The following is a 13,149-nucleotide window of genomic DNA, read 5'->3' as shown; positions in this document are numbered from 1 at the left end:
GCGGAGGAGAGAGGCGACGCTCGCGTCGTCGACCGACGACAACGCCGCGAGCGCGCGTGCCAGACCCCGCCGGCCAGAAGGGACTTTGACGACACGCCCCAGGGGGTGTCGGGCGGGGACCGGTCCGGTCCGGCGGTCAGGCTCGCGGAGGCTCCGGTGCGGACGGGTCCGACGGGGTCGAGTGGACGTGGGCCGGGGGGTACACGGCCCACGCGGGGTCCTCCTCGGACGGCTCCGGGTCGTGCGGGGTCCACAGGGCCGTCAGGCCGAGGTGGAGGGCCACGGCGACCATCGGCCAGACCAGCAGCACCCCCTGCGCCAACAGCTGCAGCGGCGCGTCGAAGGCCACCCCCTTGCCCGCCTTCACCGCGGCGGCGGCCACGTCCGAGGACGGCCCCAGCCACAGCCCCATCCGCCATCCGACCAGCGAGGCGAAGCAGGATCCGACCACCAGTCCGATCACCAGCGGGACACCGCCCCGGCGCCGCCACAGGAACACGAGCACCGCGCTCAGCACGCCGAAGCCCAGCGACAGCAGGAAGAACGTCCCGTCGGCCCCGATCCGGGCCTCGCTCTCGGAGTTCTTCAGGAAGACGGCCTCGCCGTTCGAGACGTACTGGGCCTTCGGCGCCAGCCAAGCCCACAGCACTCCGAGCAGCACACCGGCCACCCCGATCACCAGGGCCGCGGCGGCCCCGTCGCGGATGTCCGCCGGGGTGATGCCCCCGGCGGAGCGGCCCGGCTTCTCGGGCGGCAGCGGCGGTTCGTGCGGGGAGGGCGTGGTCACGGCTTCGGTCACCCCCACATCGTGCCAGGTGCCGGCGGCGTCGACATCAGCAGGACCGCCCTCCCGCGACCGGCCGCTTCAGCGAACGGCCGCCCGCCGGTACGCCCACGTCGCGACGGCCAGCGAGAGCACCCCCACCGCCCCGCACACCCCGAGGTCCAGCCCGACCGCCGCCCAGTCCGGATGCGGGGCGAAGGTGCGCGCGAACGCCTCCACCCCGTACGTCGACGGCAGCAGGTCCCGCGCCCACACGATCACGTCCGGCATCCGCTCCGGCGGCAGCACCCCCAGCAGCAGCGCCGCCGACATGCCGAGCTGCCCGGCCAGCGTCGCCAGCTCCTGCCGCGGCGCCAGCAGCCCGAGCGCCGCGCCCAGCCCGGCCAGCGCGGCCCCGGCCAGCGGGACGACCGCGGCCAGGATCCACAGCCCGCTCATCGGCAGCCCGAACAGCAGGCATCCGAACACCGCCGTCACCAGCGTGCCCGGCAGCGTGAAGGAGGCGTAGGCGGCGGCCGCGCCCAGCACCACCGAGGCGGGCGGCACGGGCAGCGTGGCGTAGTGGTCGAGCCCGCCGCTGGCCCGCAGCTGCCCGAAGTACTGCGCGAGCAGGTTCAGCGCGACGAAGGCGACGACCAGGACGGACGAGCCGGCGACGACGGCCCGGGCCTCCGAGCCCCCGTCCACCACGCCCCGCATCAGGATCATGATCCCGACGGACTGGAAGGTGGCCACGAAGAGCAGCGGGATCCGGGACACCCGGGCCCGGGACAACTGCGCCCGGTACACGGCGGCCAGCGCGGGCAGCAGCCGCGCCTGCGGTGCCAGCGGCGCCGGCCGGAGAGCGGGCTGCCGCGGGTCCGTCGCGCGGACGGCGCCGGCGCCGTCCGGTCCCGCGCCGTGCGCGGCCCCGGTCGCGGCGGCGGGCACCACGGTCCCCGTCAAGCGGTCGCTCACGACTTCACCAGTCCCTTCGTCCTGCCGCCGAGGGCCAGGTACACGTCTTCCAGGCTGGGGGTGGCGAGGGTGAAGTCGTCGAGGGCGGCGAAGGCCGGGCCCCCGGTGACGGCGGCCACCGCGGCCCGCGCCTCCTCCGGTGCCAGTCGCAGCACCCACCGGCGTCCCGACTCGGCTGCGTCCGCGTGGAGCCGCGCGACCTCGGGTACCTCCAGCGGAGCGCGCTCGCGCCACACCAGCTCGAGCCGGACCTCGCCGGAGACCCGGGCCTTGAGTCCGGCCGGGGAATCGCAGGCGATGACCCGGCCCTGGTCGATGACGGCGACCCGGTCCAGGACGGTCTCGGCCTCGATGACGTTGTGCGTGACGAGCAGGACGGTGGCCCCGTGCTGGGCGCGCCGCCGGTCCACGGCCGCCCACACGGCCCGCCGGGCGACCGGGTCCATGCCGGTGGTGGGCTCGTCGAGGACGAGCACCGGCCGCTGTCCGACCAGCGCGGCGGCGAAGCAGGCCAGGCGCCGCTGCCCGCCGGAGAGCTTCTTCAGGGGCCGGCCCGCGATCGCGGTCAGCCCGAGTTCCTCCAGTACGGCGTCCCGCTCGGCGCGCGCCGAGCGGACGTCGAGCCCGCGCAGCCGTCCCGTGGTCTCGGCGGCCAGCGCCACCGTGAGCTCGTCGAGGGCGGTGGATTCCTGCCCCAGGTAGGCGAGCAGCCGGGCCGCCCGCTCGGGGTGGCGCACCAGGTCGTGGCCGAGCAGGTGCACCGAGCCGGAGTCGGGCCGCATCAGGCCGGTGAGCTGGCGGACGAGGGTGGACTTGCCGGCGCCGTTGGGGCCGAGCAGGCCGAAGATCTCGCCGCGCCGGACGTCCAGGCAGATCCCGTCGGTGGCCCGGGTCTCGGGCAGCGCGGGAGCCCCGCGCCGGCCCCGCACCGCGGGATACGTCTTGACCAGGTCACGCACCGCGCAGACCACGTCCGAAGCCGCGTCCGCGGCCACTGCCGTGTTCGGTTGTGCTGCTGCTGTGCCCGTACTCACGAGGGAGCAGCCTACGCGGCTTTCGTCCGGCCGCCGCCGGGAGGTGCCTTGGACGCCGTGTCCGGCGGTGTCACTCGGCCCCCGGCGGCGTCGGCCCCGCAGGGACGGCGGAGGGGGTGCCGGCCACGTGCTCGGCGGCCGCGCGGACGTCGATCTCGCGCCAGAACCCGGCGCGGATGGCGTAGCGGTCGTGCTCGTCGATCTGGTCGTCCTTGTGCGCGAGCAGCCCGAAGCGGGCCGCGTAGCGCAGCAGCTCGCCGTCGATGCGGTGCGGGATCCGCGGGTACATCGTGGCGAGTTTCTGCAGGTGGACGGTTTCCGGGAGGCGTTCCATCCAGCGCCGGGCGAACACCTGGCCGACCTCGAAGGGGTCGCCGCCGACGGTGGTGATGTCCTCTTCGCGGTCCGCCCAGCGCTGCTCGGCGCTGGTGAGCTGGGCGAGGGTGGGCAGGGAGGCGGTCTCGGCGGGCTCGCCCAGCGGTCCGGCCCGGTCGATCCAGCCCTTGTCGGAGGACCAGCGCAGGGCGCTGCCGGCCGGGGGCTGCGCGCTGCCGTGGCCCTGGCCGGCGGGGCCGGGCTGCTGGCCGGGGGCGCGGAGCGAGCCGGCCAGGTCCTTGGGCGTGGGTACGGCCCTGCCCCCGGCGGCCGGCGCGGGCACGGGGGTGCCGTTCCCCTCGGGTTCGGCGGGGGCCGGGGCGGCGGTTCCGTTGGCGCCGGCGCTGCGGGCGGCCTCGGCGAGGGCCGCCTCGGGCAGCGGGGCGGAGAGGATGGCGGCGATCTCGGGACGCGGGGCGGGCGGCGGCGCGCACAGTCCGGCGAGGTCCTTGGCGCGGACGGCCCGGGTGATCCAGGCCCGGTCCAGGACGCGGCGCTCGTCGGCCTCGGCGACGAGGTCCTCGGACTGGTTGTAGTCGCCGTCGGCGGCCTGGACGGCCCACAGGTGGACGGCGACCCCGTGTTCCTTGGCGGACATCAGGCCGGGCAGCAGGTCCCCGTCACCCGTGACGAGTACGACGTCGGAGCAGGCGCGGTTGCGGGCCAGCTCGGTGAGCTCGGCGTGCATGGCGGCGTCCACGCCCTTCTGCGCCCAGCGGCCGTCGCTGCGCGTCAGGGCGCCGAGGCGGACGGTGACGCGGGGCATGACGCGCAGCCGCCGGTGCTCGGGCTGGGGGACCCGGTCGGGTGCGCCGTCGAACCAGTAGATGCGCAGCAGGGGCTGTTCGGTGTCGGCCTGGGCGCGCTCGCGCAGTCCCTGGATGAGGGCGGCATGGTCCACGGTGATGCGGGAGCGGGAGGGCTCCCCGGCGAGAAGACTGGCGGCGGCGCCCAGCAGATAGCCGGCGTCCACCAGGACGACGCAGCGGTCCACGCGTACCACCCTCTTCCCTGGGGATCCTCTGTGTTTGTCGCGGGTTCCCCGAGTCTGCCCGACCGCAAGGGTGTTGACGGCCGGAACTCGATCATCGGCGTGGCGGATCTTTCTGCGGCACCGGGAGGGCGGGCGGCCGACTACACGCAGTAAAGATCCAAAATGCGCGGTTTGTGGCACCGTGTGAGGGTGAAGGCGGTCCTGGCCCCTAGACCCTCACGGAGGCTCCACCATGGCCAAGAACAAGAACCGCCAGCACGAACAGAAGCAGCAGCCCCGCTCGTCGGCACAGGATCCGTCGAAGAGCTCGACGGAATCGGTGTCCGAGCCCTCGGGCGGCTCCCCGAGTCCGATGGACATGGCTCGCAAGGGCAAGCAGAAGAAGTTCGGCCACAACTGACGCCTCCGCGAGCACCACGCACGAGGGCGCGCCCAGAGCTCTGGGCGCGCCCCTCTTCACGTTGGGCTACGGGCGCGGGCCCGTGCGAGGGCCCCGCGACCGGCGTTATCCGGCCAGACAGGACGGCCCGAGGAGCACCTTGAGGTCGCCGAAGAGCGCGGGGTCGGGCTGCACCCGGTGCCGGTCCAGGCGCAGCACGGTGGTGGAGCGCGGCCCCTGGAGCTTGATGCGGACCTCGGTGTTGCCCTTGTGGTGCCGAAGGATCTCGCCCAACCGGGTGACCATCGGAGGAGTGACCTTGACCGTCGGGATGGTGAGGACGACGGGGGCGTTCGTCCCGGCGGAGGAGAGGTCGGGGACCATCATCTCCATCGCGACGAGCCGGGGGACGTCCTCCCGCTTGTCGAGGCGTCCCTTGACGAAGACGACGGTGTCCTCGACCAGCTGCGTGGAGACGAGCTGGTACGTCGCGGGGAAGAACATGCACTCGATGGATCCGGCGAGGTCCTCGACGGTGGCGATGGCCCAGGCGTTGCCCTGCTTGGTCATCTTGCGCTGGAGGCCCGAGATGATGCCGCCGATGGTGACGACGGCGCCGTCGGAGTGCTCTCCGCCGGTCAGCTGGGAGATGCCGGCGTCGGTCTTGTCGGAGAGGACGTGCTCCAGACCGAAGAGCGGGTGGTCGGAGACGTACAGGCCGAGCATCTCGCGCTCCTGGGCGAGCAGGTAGGACTTCTCCCACTCCACGTCGGAGAACTCGACGTCGAGTCCGAAGCCGGGCTCGTCGCTCGCGCCCTCGTCACCCATTCCGCCGAAGAGGTCGAACTGTCCCTCGGCCTCCTTGCGCTTGACCGCGACCACGTTGTCGATCATCGACTCGTGGTGGGCGACCAGGCCCTTGCGGGTGTGGCCCATCTCGTCGAAGGCGCCGGCCTTGATCAGCGACTCGACGGTGCGCTTGTTGCAGACGACGGCCTCGACCTTGTCCAGGAAGTCGGGGAAGGAGGAGTACTTCCCCTTGGCCTTCCTGGTCTTGATGATCGACTCGACGACGTTCTGGCCGACGTTGCGCACGGCGGTGAGGCCGAAGAGGATCACGTCGTCGCCCTGGGCGGCGAAGTTCGGCTCGGACTCGTTGACGTTCGGCGGGAGCACCTTGATGCCCATGCGCCGGCACTCGTTCAGGTAGATCGCGGACTTGTCCTTGTCGTCCTTGACCGAGGTGAGCAGGCCGGCCATGTACTCGGCCGGGAAGTTCGCCTTGAGGTAGGCGGTCCAGTAGGAGACCAGGCCGTACGCGGCCGAGTGCGCCTTGTTGAAGGCGTAGCCGGCGAAGGGGACCAGGACGTCCCAGAGGGCCTTGATCGCCTGGTCGCTGAAGCCCTTCTTCTTGGCGCCCTCCTCGAAGATGACGAAGTTCTTCGCCAGCTCCTCGGGCTTCTTCTTGCCCATCACGCGGCGCAGGATGTCGGCCTCGCCGAGCGAGTACCCGGCGATGATCTGGGCGGCCTTCTGGACCTGCTCCTGGTAGACGATCAGGCCGTAGGTGACCGCGAGCACCTCTTCGAGCGGCCCCTCCAGCTCCGGGTGGATCGGGGTGATCTCCTGCTGCTTGTTCTTGCGCAGGGCGTAGTTCGTGTGCGAGTTCATGCCCATCGGGCCCGGCCGGTACAGGGCCGAGACGGCGGAGATGTCCTCGAAGTTGTCGGGCTTCATCAGGCGCAGCAGGGAGCGCATGGGCCCGCCGTCGAACTGGAAGACGCCGAGGGTGTCACCGCGGCCGAGCAGTTCGAAGGTCTTGGGGTCGTCGAGCGGCAGGGCCAGGAGATCGATGTCGATCCCCTTGTTGGCCTTCACCATCTTGACGGCGTCGTCCATGATCGTGAGGTTGCGCAGGCCCAGGAAGTCCATCTTCAGCAGGCCGAGCGACTCGCAGCTCGGGTAGTCCCACTGGGTGATGGTGACGCCGTCGGTGTGCCGCACCCAGACGGGCACGTGGTCGGTGATCGTCTCGCTGGACATGATCACGCCTGCGGCGTGCACGCCCATCTGGCGGACCAGGCCCTCCACACCGCGCGCGGTGTCGATGACCTTCTTCACGTCCGGCTCGTTCTCGTACATCCCGCGGATCTCGCCGGCCTCGCCGTAGCGGGGGTGCGAGGGGTCGAGGATGCCGGAGAGCGGGATGCCCTTGCCGAGGACGTCGGCGGGCATGGCCTTGGTGAGCCGGTCGCCCATGGCGTAGGGGTAGCCCAGGACGCGGGCGGAGTCCTTGATCGCGTTCTTGGCCTTGATGGTGCCGTACGTGCCGATCATGGCGACCTTGTCGGCGCCGTACTTCTCGGTCACGTACCGGATCACCTCGACGCGCCGACGCTCGTCGAAGTCGATGTCGACATCGGGCATGGAGACGCGCTCGGGGTTCAGGAACCGCTCGAAGATCAGGCCGTGGGTGAGCGGGTCGAGGTCGGTGATGCCCATGGCGTACGCGACGATCGAGCCGGCCGCGGAGCCTCGGCCCGGACCCACCGCGATGCCCTGGTTCTTGGCCCACATGATGAAGTCGGCGACCACGAGGAAGTAGCCGGGGAAGCCCATCGAGATGATCGTGTCCATCTCGTACTCGGCCTGCTTCATCCGGTCGTCCGGGATGCCTCCGGGGTAGCGGCGGTGCATGCCGCGCATGGTCTCCTCGCGGAACCAGCTGACCTCGGTGTGGCCCTCCGGGATGTCGAACTTCGGCATCAGGTTCCGGAACTTGAACATGCCCTCGGTGTCGATCTGGTCCGCGACCAGCTTCGTGTTGGCGCAGCCCTCCTGCCAGGCGTCCGAGGAGTCGATGGCGTACATCTCGTCGGTGGACTTCAGGTAGTAGCCGGTGCCGTCGAAGCGGAAGCGGTCCGGGTCCGAGAGGTTCTTGCCGGTCTGGATGCAGAGCAGGGCGTCGTGGGCGCCGGCCTCGCTGGCGTACGTGTAGTGCGAGTCGTTCGTGACCAGCGGCGGGATGCCGAGCTTCTTGCCGATCTCCAGCAGCCCGTCGCGGACCCGGCGCTCGATCTCGATGCCGTGGTCCATCAGCTCCAGGAAGTACCGGTCCTTGCCGAAGATGTCCTGGTACTCGGCGGCCGACTTCAGGGCCTCGTCGAACTGGCCGAGGCGAAGGCGCGTCTGCAGCTCGCCGGAGGGGCAGCCGGTGGAGGCGATGAGCCCCTCGGACCACTTGGAGATGGTCTCCTTGTCCATGCGCGGCCACTTCGTGAGCCAGCCCTCGGCGTAGGCGTCGGAGGACAGCCGGAAGAGGTTGTTCAGCCCGGTGGCGTTCGCCGCCCAGATCGTCTTGTGGGTGTAGCCACCGGAACCGGAGACGTCGTCGCGCTTCTGGTGGGGCTGGCCCCACTGGATGCGCCGCTTGTTGCGCCGGGACTCGGGAGCCACGTACGCCTCGATGCCGATGATCGGCGTGACACCGGCCTTCTGGGCGGTGTGGAAGAAGTCGTACGCGCCGTGCAGGTTGCCGTGGTCGGACATGGCGATGTGCGTCATGCCCATCTCGTTGCACGCGTTGAACATGTCCTTCAGCCGCGCGGCACCGTCCAGCAGCGAGTACTGGGTGTGGACGTGCAGGTGCGTGAACGGCGGCTTGGTCACGGCGGGTGGCTCCTGACGGTGGGGGCGGCGGCAGCTATGAATCCTACGTCCCGGGAGTGACAGATCCCGGGCACGGACGGGTACGGTCGGGCGTTGCAGAACCAGGACGACCCACCCGACGTCCAGTCGGTCAGAACCTGTACCAGCCCGTGCACCAGGAGGCACCCGCCATGGCGGTCCCCGAGACGACGAACGAGCAGCGCGCCGAGCAGATACTCGATGTGTTCGACACCGCATTCGGTGAGCTGCTCGCCGCCGACCCCGCGGCCTTCCAGGTCAAATTCCGCAAGATGGCGGCCTCGGCCTTCGCCTTCTACCGCGGGACGGCCTGCCTCTTCTACGCCGACCTGGAGCGCGAGCGGCACGGCGGGCCTTACCTGGACGAGCGGACCGGCCGGGTCTGGATCCACGGCGACCTGCACGCCGAGAACTTCGGCACGTACATGGACGCCAACGGCCGCCTGATCTTCAACGTCAACGATTTCGACGAGGCGTACGTCGGCCCCTTCACCTGGGACCTCAAGCGGTTCGCGGCCTCCGTGGCCCTGATCGGCTACACCAAGGCGCTCAGCGACGAGCAGATCAGCGAGCTGGTGCGGACGTACGCGGCGGCCTACCGGGAGCGGATCCACCGCCTGGCCACCGGCGCCAAGAACGAGGAAGTGCCCTCCTTCACCCTGGACACCGCCGAGGGCCCGCTGCTGGGCGCCCTGCGCTCGGCCCGCTCCCGCACCCGCTTCTCCCTGCTGGACTCGATGACCGAGATCCGCGACTACGAGCGCCGCTTCACCTCCGGCGGGGGCTCGATCGAGCTGGACGCGGCCACCCGCTACAAGGTGCTCGCCGCCTTCGACGGCTACCTGGAGACCCTCCCCGACGAGTCCCTGGTGCGGCCCGACTCCTACCGGGTCAAGGACGTGGTGGGCCGCCGCGGCGTCGGGATCGGCTCGGCCGGCCTGCCCTCGTACAACATCCTGCTGGAGGGGCACAGCGACGCCCTGGAGAACGACGTCGTGATCTACCTCAAGCAGGCGCAGACCCCCGCGGTGTCCCGGCACATCACCGACCGGGCCGTGCGGGACTACTTCCGGCACGAGGGGCACCGCACGGTGATCTCCCAGCGCGCCCTGCAGGCGCACGCCGACCCCTGGCTGGGCTGGACCGAGCTGGACGGCTCCGGCCAGCTGGTGGCCGAGGTCTCCCCGTACGCGGTGGACCTGGACTGGTCGGACCTGGACGACCCGGAGGAGATCGCGGCCGTCGTCGCGGACCTCGGCCGGGCGACGGCGACCATGCACGCGTCGGCCGACGAGGCCGAGAGCGGGCACTCGCTGGTGCCGTTCTCCACCGAGCGGGCCATCGACGCGGCGATCGCCGCCGACGAGGAGGGCTTCGCGGAGCTCCTGGTCGACTTCGCGCACGCGTACGGGGCCCGGGCGCGCGCCGACCACCAGATCTTCGTGGACCTGTTCCGCAACGGCCGCATCATGCACTGACCGGGCAGGCGCCGGGCGGGACGGGGAAGGGCCACAGGAACCGGCCGTTCCGGGACCTGGGACCCCTCTTCACAGGGACTCGTGGCAGACTCGCGGCGATGGACATATCCAGGGCAGGACCGAGGGGGCTGCGAGCCGCGCTGTTCAGCGCCCTCGTCGTGCTGCTCTCGGCCGGCTCGCACGTCCTGATGTCCCGCGTCCCGCTGCCCCCCGCCCTCGTGGCCGGGGCCTTCGCCGGCGTGTTCCTGCTCACGTACGCGCTGGCCGGACGCGAGCGGGGCTTCGGCCCCATCGCCGGGCTGCTGGTTCCGCTGGAGCTGGCCGCCGACACGGTCTTCACCGCCGGGCAGCACGTCTGCTACGGCCCGGCCGGCGGGCCCGTCGCCGGGCCGCTGCGGGCGCTGGGCCTCGACGAGCTGTGCGGCGGCCCGCCGCTGGGCGGCCCGCTGGCCGATGTGCCCGGAGCCGTCCCCGAGGCGGTGGCCCTGCTGGCCTCGCCCGGGCCCTGGACCCCGTGGCTGCTGCTCGGCGCCCACGTCTCGGTCGGGCTGCTCGCCGCGGCCTGGCTGCGGCACGGGGAGCGGGCGCTGGGCCAGCTGCTGCGCGCGGTGGCCGCCTTCGCGTTCCGGCCGCTGCTGCTGGCCGGCGCCCGCGTGGCGGCCGCTCGCGGCCCGGTGCGGCGCATGCCGCGCCCGGCCCTTCCGGGCGCGGGGGCCCGTACCCGCTTCCCCGCCCATTCCGTGGGACGCCGGGGACCTCCCGTACGCGGCGCGCTCGTCTGCGCCTGACCCACCCCGCGTACGGCAGTCCCCCCTTTCCTTGAGTCACACCCCACGGAGATCACCATGAGTTCACGCAACAGCCAGGCGAACAAGGCGGCGGCCCGCGAGCGGCTGCGCGCCGAGCGCGAGAAGCAGGCGAAGAAGGCCAAGGCGCGCCGCCAGGTGCTGGTGGCCGGCGCCGTCGTCGCCGTCCTCGCGCTGGCCGGCGGCGTCGGCTACGCGGTCGTGCAGGCCAACCAGCCGAGCGAGTGGGACAAGGCCGCCGATGCGACGCTGGTCGCCCCGAAGAACACCTCGGGCGACAACGGCACCACGGTCGTCATAGGCAAGGCGGACGCCAAGAAGACCCTGGAGATCTACGAGGACTCGCGCTGCCCGGTCTGCTCCCAGTTCGAGCAGGCCGTGGGCCCGCAGATCAAGAAGGACGTCGACGCCGGCAAGTACAAGATCCAGTACATCGGCGCCACCTTCCTCGACAAGGGCATGGGCGGCACCGGTGCGAAGAACGCGCTGAGCGCGCTGGGCGCGGCGCTGAACGTCAGCCCCGAGGCGTTCCTGGAGTACAAGACCGCCCTGTACTCCAAGGAGAACCACCCGGAGGAGCGCGACGACAAGTTCGGCAAGGACGACTACCTGCTGAAGATCGCGGACCAGGTGCCGGCGCTCAAGGGCAACGCCGAGTTCAAGAAGGCCGTCGAGGACGGCACGTACAACCGCTGGGCCATCGAGATGTCGAAGGTGTTCGACAAGAGCGGCATGACGGGCACCCCGTCGCTGAAGATGGGCGGCAAGAAGATCGACATCAAGATGACCCCGGAGGAGTTCACGGCCGAGGTCGACAAGGCCATCGCGGGCTGATCGGCCGACCCGGGAAGCACCGGGCACGGGAACGGGCGGGCGAACTCCGAGAGTTCGCCCGCCCGTTGCTTTCCGAGGGGTGTACCAGCGGCTTTACCCGTCAGTAATATGCCGGCCGTGACCAGTCATCTCCCCTCCCCCACCGCGGCAACTCCGCGTCGCCGTACGGTCGTCAAGGCCGCCGCGGCCACCGCCGCCCTCGCGCCCTTCGCGACGGCCGCCCTGGGCGCCTCCCCCGCGTCGGCTGCCTCGAACGGGCCCGCCTTCCTGCACGGCGTCGCCTCCGGCGACCCGCTGCCCGACGGGATCCTGCTGTGGACCCGCGTCACCCCGACCCCCGAGGCCGTGCCCGGCTCCGGCGCCGGCCCGGCCACCCAGGTGACCTGGGAGGTCGCCGAGGACAAGGCCTTCTCCCGGATCACGGCGAGCGGCTCCGTCACGGCGACCGCCGCCACCGACCACACGGTCAAGGCGGACGTGCGCGGTCTGCGACCGCAGACCCCGTACTTCTACCGGTTCACCGCCGGCGGCTCCGTCTCCCCGGTCGGGCGCACCCTGACCGCCCCGGGCCACGACGCGAGCACCCCCGGGGTCCGCTTCGGCGTGGTCTCCTGCGCCAACTGGGAGGCCGGGTACTTCTCGGCCTACCGCCACCTGGCCGCCCGCGCCGACCTGCACGCGATCCTGCACCTCGGCGACTACATCTACGAGTACGCGAACGGGGCCTATCCCGAGGCGAAGTACGTCGTACGCGCGCACGAGCCGAAGCACGAGATCCTCACCCTCGCCGACTACCGGACCCGGCACGGCACGTACAAGACCGACGCCGACCTGCAGGCGCTGCACGCCGCGCACCCGATCGTGGCGATCTGGGACGACCACGAGTTCGCCAACGACGCCTGGTCGGGCGGCGCGGAGAACCACACCCCGGGCGCCGAGGGCGACTGGGCGGCCCGCGCCGCCGCCGCCAAGCAGGCGTACTTCGAGTGGATGCCGGTCCGCACCTCCACCGCCGGCACCGTCTACCGGCGGCTGCGCTTCGGCAACCTCGCCGACCTGCACCTGCTGGACCTGCGCACCTTCCGCTCCCAGCAGGTCAAGATAGGCAGCGGCTCGGTCGACGACCCGGAGCGCACCATCACCGGGCGCGCCCAGCTGGACTGGCTCAAGTCCGGCCTCGCGAGCTCGAACGCGACCTGGAAGCTGGTCGGGACCTCGGTGATGATCTCGCCGGTCGCCTTCGGCTCGCTGCCCGCGCACCTGCTGGCGCCGCTGACGAAGCTGCTGGGCCTGCCCGAGGGCGGCCTCGCGGTCAACGTGGACCAGTGGGACGGCTACACGGACGACCGCAAGGAGCTGCTGAACCACCTCAAGGACCAGAAGATCAAGAACACGGTCTTCCTCACGGGCGACATCCACATGGCGTGGGCGAACGAGGTCCCGATGAACATGGCGACCTACCCGGGGTCGGGCACGGCGGCCACCGAGTTCGTCGTGACCTCGGTGACCTCCGACAACATCGACGACCTCCTGCACGTGCCGGCGGACACCGCGTCGCTCGTAGCGGAAGCCGCGGTCAAGGCCGCCAACTGGCACGTGAAGTGGCTGGACATGGACGCCCACGGCTACGGGGTGCTGGACGTGACGGCCGAGCGCTCGCAGATGGACTACTACGTGATCTCCGACAAGCGGAATCCGGCCGCCAGCACCGCGTGGTCCCGTTCGTACCGCACGGCGAACGGCACGCAGAAGGTGGAGCGGTCGTACCAGCCGGTGGGCTGATCATTTATTGACGGTCCGTCAATTCTCTTGCCCGAAGGG

General features: G+C 71.4%; 10 protein-coding genes. 5 read left to right on the top strand and 5 right to left on the bottom strand.

Annotated elements, in window-relative coordinates; translation table 11 throughout:
* Positions 1-136: 136 nt before the first annotated feature.
* The 4 genes from ACFYZS_RS23570 to ACFYZS_RS23555 form a co-directional block, all read right to left on the bottom strand.
* Positions 137-799 (bottom strand): hypothetical protein, encoded by a 663-nt coding sequence (locus tag ACFYZS_RS23570; RefSeq protein WP_389015832.1) that lies wholly within the window; start codon positions 797-799, stop codon positions 137-139.
* A gap of 66 nt (positions 800-865) precedes the next feature.
* On the bottom strand, positions 866-1,717 hold the full coding sequence (locus tag ACFYZS_RS23565) for an ABC transporter permease (RefSeq protein ID WP_389015887.1): 852 nt from the start codon (positions 1,715-1,717) through the stop codon (positions 866-868).
* A 20-nt stretch (positions 1,718-1,737) separates the two neighbouring features.
* The gene (locus ACFYZS_RS23560) at positions 1,738-2,736 is read right to left on the bottom strand and encodes an ABC transporter ATP-binding protein (RefSeq protein ID WP_389015884.1); all 999 of its coding nucleotides are present in this window, start codon (positions 2,734-2,736) and stop codon (positions 1,738-1,740) included.
* A gap of 109 nt (positions 2,737-2,845) precedes the next feature.
* Positions 2,846-4,144 carry an NYN domain-containing protein gene (locus tag ACFYZS_RS23555; protein WP_389015829.1) on the bottom strand — a complete coding sequence of 433 codons (1,299 nt, stop codon included), beginning with the start codon at positions 4,142-4,144 and terminating at the stop codon, positions 2,846-2,848.
* Positions 4,145-4,376: 232 nt separating this feature from the next.
* Here ACFYZS_RS23555 and ACFYZS_RS23550 point away from each other — a divergent pair, with 232 nt between their 5' ends.
* A complete protein-coding gene (locus ACFYZS_RS23550) occupies positions 4,377-4,544 on the top strand; it encodes a hypothetical protein (RefSeq protein WP_182508677.1) in 168 nt (55 codons plus the stop codon).
* A gap of 105 nt (positions 4,545-4,649) precedes the next feature.
* Here the strand turns inward: ACFYZS_RS23550 and dnaE are convergent, their stop codons facing one another.
* Positions 4,650-8,192 (bottom strand): DNA polymerase III subunit alpha, encoded by a 3,543-nt coding sequence (gene dnaE, locus ACFYZS_RS23545; protein ID WP_389015826.1) that lies wholly within the window; start codon positions 8,190-8,192, stop codon positions 4,650-4,652.
* A 170-nt stretch (positions 8,193-8,362) separates the two neighbouring features.
* Between dnaE and ACFYZS_RS23540 the strand changes: the two genes are divergently transcribed.
* From ACFYZS_RS23540 to ACFYZS_RS23525, 4 genes are all read left to right on the top strand, one after another.
* Positions 8,363-9,688, top strand: coding sequence for a DUF2252 domain-containing protein (locus ACFYZS_RS23540; RefSeq protein ID WP_389015823.1), 1,326 nt, complete (start codon positions 8,363-8,365; stop codon positions 9,686-9,688).
* A 98-nt stretch (positions 9,689-9,786) separates the two neighbouring features.
* A complete protein-coding gene (locus ACFYZS_RS23535) occupies positions 9,787-10,476 on the top strand; it encodes a hypothetical protein (protein WP_389015820.1) in 690 nt (229 codons plus the stop codon).
* A 57-nt stretch (positions 10,477-10,533) separates the two neighbouring features.
* Positions 10,534-11,328, top strand: coding sequence for a thioredoxin domain-containing protein (locus ACFYZS_RS23530; RefSeq protein WP_389015817.1), 795 nt, complete (start codon positions 10,534-10,536; stop codon positions 11,326-11,328).
* A 108-nt stretch (positions 11,329-11,436) separates the two neighbouring features.
* A complete protein-coding gene (locus ACFYZS_RS23525; RefSeq protein ID WP_389015814.1) occupies positions 11,437-13,110 on the top strand; it encodes an alkaline phosphatase D family protein in 1,674 nt (557 codons plus the stop codon).
* Positions 13,111-13,149: the final 39 nt, after the last annotated feature.

The sequence above is a fragment of the Streptomyces sp. NPDC001903 genome, assembly GCF_042891345.1.
GTDB lineage: Bacteria > Actinomycetota > Actinomycetes > Streptomycetales > Streptomycetaceae > Streptomyces.
This window is presented reverse-complemented; position numbering and strand designations above follow the sequence as displayed.